This is a genomic window from Luteimonas sp. RC10, from assembly GCF_014192745.1.
Classification (GTDB): domain Bacteria; phylum Pseudomonadota; class Gammaproteobacteria; order Xanthomonadales; family Xanthomonadaceae; genus Luteimonas.
The window spans coordinates 304,207-310,516 of the sequence record NZ_JACHYJ010000006.1 but is presented as its reverse complement, the minus strand read 5'-3'; the positions used below and the strand labels follow the sequence as shown (position 1 = coordinate 310,516).

Genomic DNA, 6,310 nt, shown 5'->3' with positions numbered 1-6,310 from the left:
AGTCACCTTGAAGACTGCGCCATGCGCGCACTTGTTTCCATCTCTCCCGAACGCAACCTCCTGATCTAGCTCAGGAAAATGTGGGGATACCTCAGGGTCAGAGTGCAATTTTGCAAGGCGAAATTGCACTCTGACCCCGGTTCTCATGACTTCGGCGAAGCACTTTTTCACCCGCCGGCCATCGCGCGGGTCCTATGGTCGGGGCCCACCGCGGTGGTCGTCCGATGCCTCGGCCACGCACGCAGTCCCGTCCCCGGAGCCCGGCGCCATGGCGCGCAAGAAGACCCTCAAGCTGGCCACGTTCAACGTCAACGGCATCGGCAAGCGGTTGCCGCAGTTGCTGGCCTGGCTGGAGGCGGCGCGCCCGGACATCGTCGCGCTGCAGGAACTCAAGGCCGCCGATGCCGCGTTCCCGGCCCAAGCGCTGGAGGCGGCCGGGTATGGGGCGATCTGGCAGGGGCAGCGGGCCTGGAACGGCGTGGCGCTGCTGGGTCGCGACACGATGCCGGTCGAAAGCCGCCGCGGCCTGCCGGGCGATCCGGACGACGACCAGAGCCGCTACATCGAGGCGGCGGTGCATGGCATCGTGGTCGGCGCGCTGTACCTGCCCAACGGCAATCCGCAGCCCGGTCCCAAGTTCGACTACAAGCTCGCGTGGATGCAGCGGCTGGCCAAGCATGCGCGCACGCTGGTCGGGCTGGCGCATCCGGTCGTGCTGATGGGCGACTACAACGTCATCCCGACCGATGCGGATGTCTACGATCCCAAGGCCTGGCGCAAGGACGCGCTGATCCAGCCCGAGGTGCGGGATGCGTTCGAACGGCTGCTGGCGCAGGGCTGGACCGATGCGCTGCGGCATGTGCTCGGCGACGAGGCGCAGGTCTACACGTTCTGGGACCATTTCCGGCAGCACGCCGAGCGCGACCGCGGACTGCGCATCGATCATCTGCTGGTCAACGCGGTGCTGGCCGACCGGTTGCGCAAGGCGGGTGTGGACCGGTGGCTGCGGCTCGAGCCGGGCGCCAGCGACCATGCGCCGACCTGGATCGAGGTCGCGGTCGGCTGACGCGGTTCACGCACGGCCCACGCCCGCAGCGGGAAGGTGGCGCCACCGCAGTCTTTGGAGATCACCATGTCGGACGACAAAAGCAAGACCGGCGCCGCCGATCGCGATCGCATCAACGTCGACGAGGATTACGAGCTTCGCTACTGGACCCAGGCGCTGGATGTCACGCCCGAGCAGTTGCGCGAAGCGGTCGCGGCCGTGGGGCCGATGGCCAAGGATGTGCGTCGCCATCTGGGCAAGTAGCACGCACCGCTTACGATCCACAGCGCACCTGCGCCACAACGACGAAGGGTTGGACGGCGAACCGTCCAACCCTTCGTTTTCGAACCGAGAATGACTTGGTGGAGCGGAGGAGGATCGAACTCCCGACCTTCGCATTGCGAACGCGACGCTCTCCCAGCTGAGCTACCGCCCCACGATGAGCGCAATTATACGGAGCGTTCGACCAACCCGCCAGCCTTTTCTAGCAACGGTGCGAGCGTGGGTTCGAGCTGGGCGCGGCGCCAGCCCGACAGCGCGCCGGGCCAGTCGGCGCCTTCGACCAGCGCTTCGAGCCACTTGCGCGAGGCGAGCACGCCGTCGGGCAAGCCGAGCTCGGCACTGCGCGCAGCCACCGCCTGTTGCAGTTGCTTCAGGCGCTTGCGGTCGGGCTCTTCGGCGCGCGCGATCGGCGCCTCGGCCTCGTCGGGCAGTTCGGTGACCAGCGCGTCCCAGATCGCGGCACCGAGTTTGCGCGGGGCCTTGGGATGGGCGTCGAGCCGGCGCTGCAGCGCGGCGGGATCGGCCGGCGGATCGCGTGCGAGCAGCGTGGCCAGTTCGTTGTCGAGAATCCAGCTGCGTGGCCGGTCGTGACTGCGGGCGTACTGCTCGCGCCAGCGCAACAGGCGCAGCAGCCGGCGCTGCGCGTCGGCATCCAGGAACAGGCCGGTGCGTCCGCCCAGTTGCGGCCAGCGTTCGCCCTCCATGTTGCCGGCCGTCGCGACCAGTCGCGCGCAGTCCTCCTGCAGCCAGGTCTCGCGGCCGAGCACCGCGATCTTCGCGGCCAGCGTTTCGTGCAGTGCGAACAGGTGCTCGACATCGTCGGCGGCGTATTCGAGCTGGGTCGGCGACAGCGGCCGCCGCAGCCAATCCGAGCGGGTCTCGCCCTTGGGCAGCGCGATGCCGAGCGTGTCCTGCACCAGCCGCTGGTAGCCCATCCCTGAGCCGGTGCCGGCCAGGGCCGCGGCGATCTGGGTGTCGAACAACGGCGCCGGCGCCACGCCGCAGGCGTGGCCCAGTGCGACCAGGTCCTCGCTGGCGCTGTGCATGATCTTGACGATGGCCGGGTCGGCGAGCAGCGGGCGCAGCGCGTCGAGCATGCCGGGAATCAGCGGATCGACCAGCAGCACATCGATGCCGCCATCGTCGCGTTCGAGTGCGACCTGCACCAGGGCCAGCTGGGGCCAGAACGTCCGCTCGCGGATGAATTCGGTGTCGAGCCCGACGCGGGCAGACGCTGCCTGGAGCCGGGCCTGGAGGGTTGCCGGATCGTCGATCCAGCAGGCATGGGAAGAGGACATGCGCGACAGCCTAACGGCGGCATGCGGGAGCGGCAATCATGAAGCCGGTGCATCGTCGCCCCGGCTGCGATCGATTAATCTGACGCGATGCGGTCATGGGAGCCAGCGTTGCGCGCAGTCGTCGTGGTCGGAGTGCTGGGCGCGTTGCTGCTGCTGGGCAGCGGCTGCGGCGGCGACGCCCGCAGCGAAAAGGCCTCGGGTGGCGACGGCAGCGTGACCATCAGCGGCGACGACCGGATCGCCGGCGAGCTCAACTGGCAACCGCCATTGGTTGCGATCGTCCCCGAAGCGGCGGACGAGGCCCGCAAGCGCGCGGCCGACGCCCTGGCCGCCGACGACCTGTACGCGACCGCCGATTCTGCGATCCCGCTGTATCTGGCTCTGCAGCAGTTGCCCGGCCACGAGCGCGCGGCGCGGACCGGGCTGCGCCGCGCGCAGGCCCGGCTGCTCGTACTGGGCGATCGCGCGTTAGACGAGGCCGACAACCGCGATTCGATTGCTGGCCTGCGCGCCGCGCACGAGTTCGCCGCGGTCGCGCGTTATCTTGCCGCCGACGACGAGGCCGTGGTCCGGTATCTGGAACGCGTTGACGAGAGCGATCGGCTGTGGGACCTCAACCGCGAGGCCGAACGCGCGCTCGCGGCCGGTGAACTGGGCGAGGAGGGCGGCGGCGCACTGGCCGGCTTCCGCGAGGCGGCGGCGTTGCGCCCCGGCCAGCCGCGTGCGCTGCAAGGGCTGGCCGCGGTCGAGAGCGCGCTGATCCGGCGGGCCGAGGACGCCGGCACGCAAGGCGATTTCCGCACCGCCGCGCGCTGGCTGGCCTACGCCACGACCGTCCGGCCCGGGTTTGCGACCGTGCCCGATGCCGAGCGGCGGATTGCCCACATGCGCGCAGTGCGCATCCAGCGGCTGCGCGATGCCGGCGTCGAGGCACTGCCGAAGATCAACGGCGTGGCGACCGCGCGCGCGCGGCTGGCCGAGATCCTGGCGATCGCCTCCCCCGGCGACCCGGTGGCGCTGGACCTGCGCGAGCGCATCGACCGGGCGGTCCACTACGGCGACTTCCGGCCCGGTCAGGTGTTCACCGATGCGCTGGAAGGCGGGGCGCGCGGGCCGCAACTGGTCGTGCTGCCGCACGGCGGTTTCATGATGGGCGCGCTGCCAGGCGACGAGACCGCCGACGACAACGAGAAGCCGCGCCACGCGGTGCGCTTCGAGCGCGGCTTCGCGATGGGCGTGCGCGAAGTCAGCGTCGGCGAGTTCCGTCGCTTCATCGAGGCGACCGGCTACCAGACCCGTGCCATGCGCCGTGGCTTCTCGATGGTCTACGACGAACGCACCGGCAACTTCCTGCGCCGCAGCAACGTCGACTGGCGCTCGGACTATGTCGGCCGTCCGGCCGGCGACACCATGCCGGTGCTGCATGTCAGCGCCAAGGACGCGCAAGCCTATGTCGACTGGCTGTCGGCGCAGAGCGGGCAGCGCTACCGGCTGCCGAGCGAGGCCGAGTTCGAATACGCCTACCGCGCCGGCACCAGCGAGCGCTGGCCCTGGGGCGAGGGCACGCCGCCGCCCGAGGCCGGCAACGTCACCGGCGCACTCGACCGCTCACCATCGGGGCGGACCTGGGGCAATGCATTTCCCGGTTACGGCGACGGGTACTGGGGCCCGGCTCCGGTCGCCAGCTTCCCGCCCAATCGTTGGGGGGTGTACGACCTGGCCGGCAATGTCAGCGAGTGGATGGCCGATTGTTGGCATGCGACCTACCGCCGGGCGCCGGAGGACGGCTCGGCCTGGGTCAATCCGGGCTGCCGCGATCAGGTGATCCGCGGCGGCTCGTGGGCAAGCTCGCCCGCGCAGACCCGCGCCAGTTGGCGGGCACTCGCCTCCGTCGACACGACCAATGCCAGAATCGGCTTCCGCGTCGTCCGCGACCTTTGACCGCCGCCGGTCCTGCCGGCACTGGAGAACGAGATGAGACAGGATCCCTTCGGTCGCGGCCGGCAGCAGCCCGGCCGTGCGCCGCGTCGTGGCTTCAACCTGCGGTGGGTGATCCTGCTGCTGTTCGGGCTCTACGGTGCGTACTACTACATCTCCAACCGCTCGGTCGATCCGGTCACCGGCGAGACGGTGCTGATCGACCGCGGCCTGAGTGTCGACGACGAGAAGGCGCTTGGTCTGCAGGCTTACCAGGAGATCCTGGGCCAGGAACGGCCGGTCGCGCCCGACAGCCCGGTCGCCCGCGACGTGCGTGCGATCGCCGACCGGCTGATCGCCAAGGTCGGCGTGGTCGAGGCCGAGCTGGCGCGCGAGAACGGGCTGGCGCCGACGCGTTTCTCCGAGACCTTCGACTGGGAGGTCAATGTCATCGAGTCCGACCAGGCCAACGCCTTCTGCCTGCCCGGCGGCAAGATGGCGGTCTACACAGGACTGGTGCCGGTGGCGCAGACCACCGATGCGATGGCGGTGGTGATGGGCCACGAGATCGCGCACGCGCTGTTGCGCCACGGCGCCCAGCGCATGGCCCAGCAGCGGCTGACCCAGATCGGCCAGACCGCCGGCGCGATGAGCGGCATGGACCCCCAGCAACAGCAGATGGTCATGGCGGCGATGGGCTATGGCTATCTGTTGCCTTATGCGCGCAAGCACGAGACCGAAGCCGATGCGGTCGGGCTGATGCTCGCCGCGGCGGCGTGCTTCGATCCGCGCGAAGCGGTACCACTGTGGCAGCGCATGGGCGAGGCCAGCGGCGGGCAGGCGCCGCCGGAGTTCTCCTCGACCCATCCCAATCCCGGCACCCGCATCCAGACCCTGGAAGCGCTGATGCCCAAGGCGCTCGAGTACCGCGCGAAGTTCTGCGAGGACGCGCAGACTGCCGCGCGCTGAGCGCGCGGCCGGGCGACTTCAGAAGCTCATGAACAAGCCGCCGTTGACCGGCAGGTTGACGCCGGTGATGTAGCCGGCGTCGTCGGCCGCGAGGAATGCGACCGCCCGGGCGATGTCGTCGGGCTGGCCGACCCGGCCCACCGGCACGCTGGCGACAGTGCGCGCCAGCACCTCGGGCGGCATCGCCGCGGTCATCGGCGTGGCGACGTAGCCGGGCGACAGGCTGTTGACGGTGACGCCCTTGGCCGCGACCTCGCGTGCGAGCGACATCGTGAATCCATGCAGGCCGGCCTTGGCCGCGGCGTAGTTGGTCTGACCGAAATTGCCGGTCTGGCCGCTGACCGAACTGATGTTCACGATGCGCCCGAAGCCGCGCGTCGCCATGCCCTCGACCGCGTGACGGCAGAGGTTGAACACGCTGCCCAGATCGATGTGCAGCACCTCGTCCCACTGCGCACGCGTCATCTTGCGCAGGGTGGCATCGCGGGTGATGCCGGCGGCATTGACCAGGATGTCGAGCCGGCCATGCCGTGCCTCGATATCGGCGACCGCCGCCGCGCAGGCGTCGAAGTCGCCGACGTCGAGCGCCAGCGTCTCGACCTGCGGCGCCGGCGGATCGCGGTCGGTCTCGAGCCGCGCAGGGTCGCGCGCCAGGTCGGCAGCGATCACGCGGCAGCCATCGGCGGCCAGGCGCATGCAGATCGCGCGGCCGATCCCGCCCAGGCCGCCGGTGACCAGCGCGATCCGAGGCGACGCGCTCATGCGAACGGGCGCCCGCTCGGGCACGGACACGACGCGC

The 6,310-nt window shown here is 70.2% G+C and carries 6 protein-coding genes and 1 tRNA gene; 4 read left to right on the top strand and 3 right to left on the bottom strand.

The window, feature by feature from the left end:
- Positions 1-268 precede the first annotated feature (268 nt).
- Both FHW73_RS12675 and FHW73_RS12670 read left to right on the top strand, forming a co-directional pair.
- Positions 269-1,066 carry an exodeoxyribonuclease III gene (locus tag FHW73_RS12675; RefSeq protein ID WP_183427097.1) on the top strand — a complete coding sequence of 266 codons (798 nt, stop codon included), beginning with the start codon at positions 269-271 and terminating at the stop codon, positions 1,064-1,066.
- A gap of 66 nt (positions 1,067-1,132) precedes the next feature.
- Positions 1,133-1,309, top strand: coding sequence for a DUF3606 domain-containing protein (locus tag FHW73_RS12670; RefSeq protein ID WP_183427096.1), 177 nt, complete (start codon positions 1,133-1,135; stop codon positions 1,307-1,309).
- Positions 1,310-1,405: 96 nt separating this feature from the next.
- Here FHW73_RS12670 and FHW73_RS12665 read toward each other — a convergent pair.
- A tRNA-Ala gene (locus tag FHW73_RS12665) sits at positions 1,406-1,481 on the bottom strand.
- Between the two features lie 13 nt (positions 1,482-1,494).
- Positions 1,495-2,625, bottom strand: coding sequence for a ribonuclease D (gene rnd, locus FHW73_RS12660; protein ID WP_183427095.1), 1,131 nt, complete (start codon positions 2,623-2,625; stop codon positions 1,495-1,497).
- Between the two features lie 108 nt (positions 2,626-2,733).
- Between rnd and FHW73_RS12655 the strand changes: the two genes are divergently transcribed.
- Together FHW73_RS12655 and FHW73_RS12650 are read left to right on the top strand one after the other, a co-directional pair.
- Entirely contained in the window at positions 2,734-4,566 is a 1,833-nt protein-coding gene (locus FHW73_RS12655; protein ID WP_255492958.1) for a formylglycine-generating enzyme family protein, read from the top strand.
- A 33-nt stretch (positions 4,567-4,599) separates the two neighbouring features.
- Positions 4,600-5,511 carry a M48 family metallopeptidase gene (locus tag FHW73_RS12650; protein ID WP_183427093.1) on the top strand — a complete coding sequence of 304 codons (912 nt, stop codon included), beginning with the start codon at positions 4,600-4,602 and terminating at the stop codon, positions 5,509-5,511.
- A gap of 18 nt (positions 5,512-5,529) precedes the next feature.
- Here FHW73_RS12650 and phbB read toward each other — a convergent pair whose 3' ends face one another.
- On the bottom strand, positions 5,530-6,273 hold the full coding sequence (gene phbB / locus FHW73_RS12645; protein WP_183427092.1) for an acetoacetyl-CoA reductase: 744 nt from the start codon (positions 6,271-6,273) through the stop codon (positions 5,530-5,532).
- Positions 6,274-6,310 lie beyond the last annotated feature (37 nt).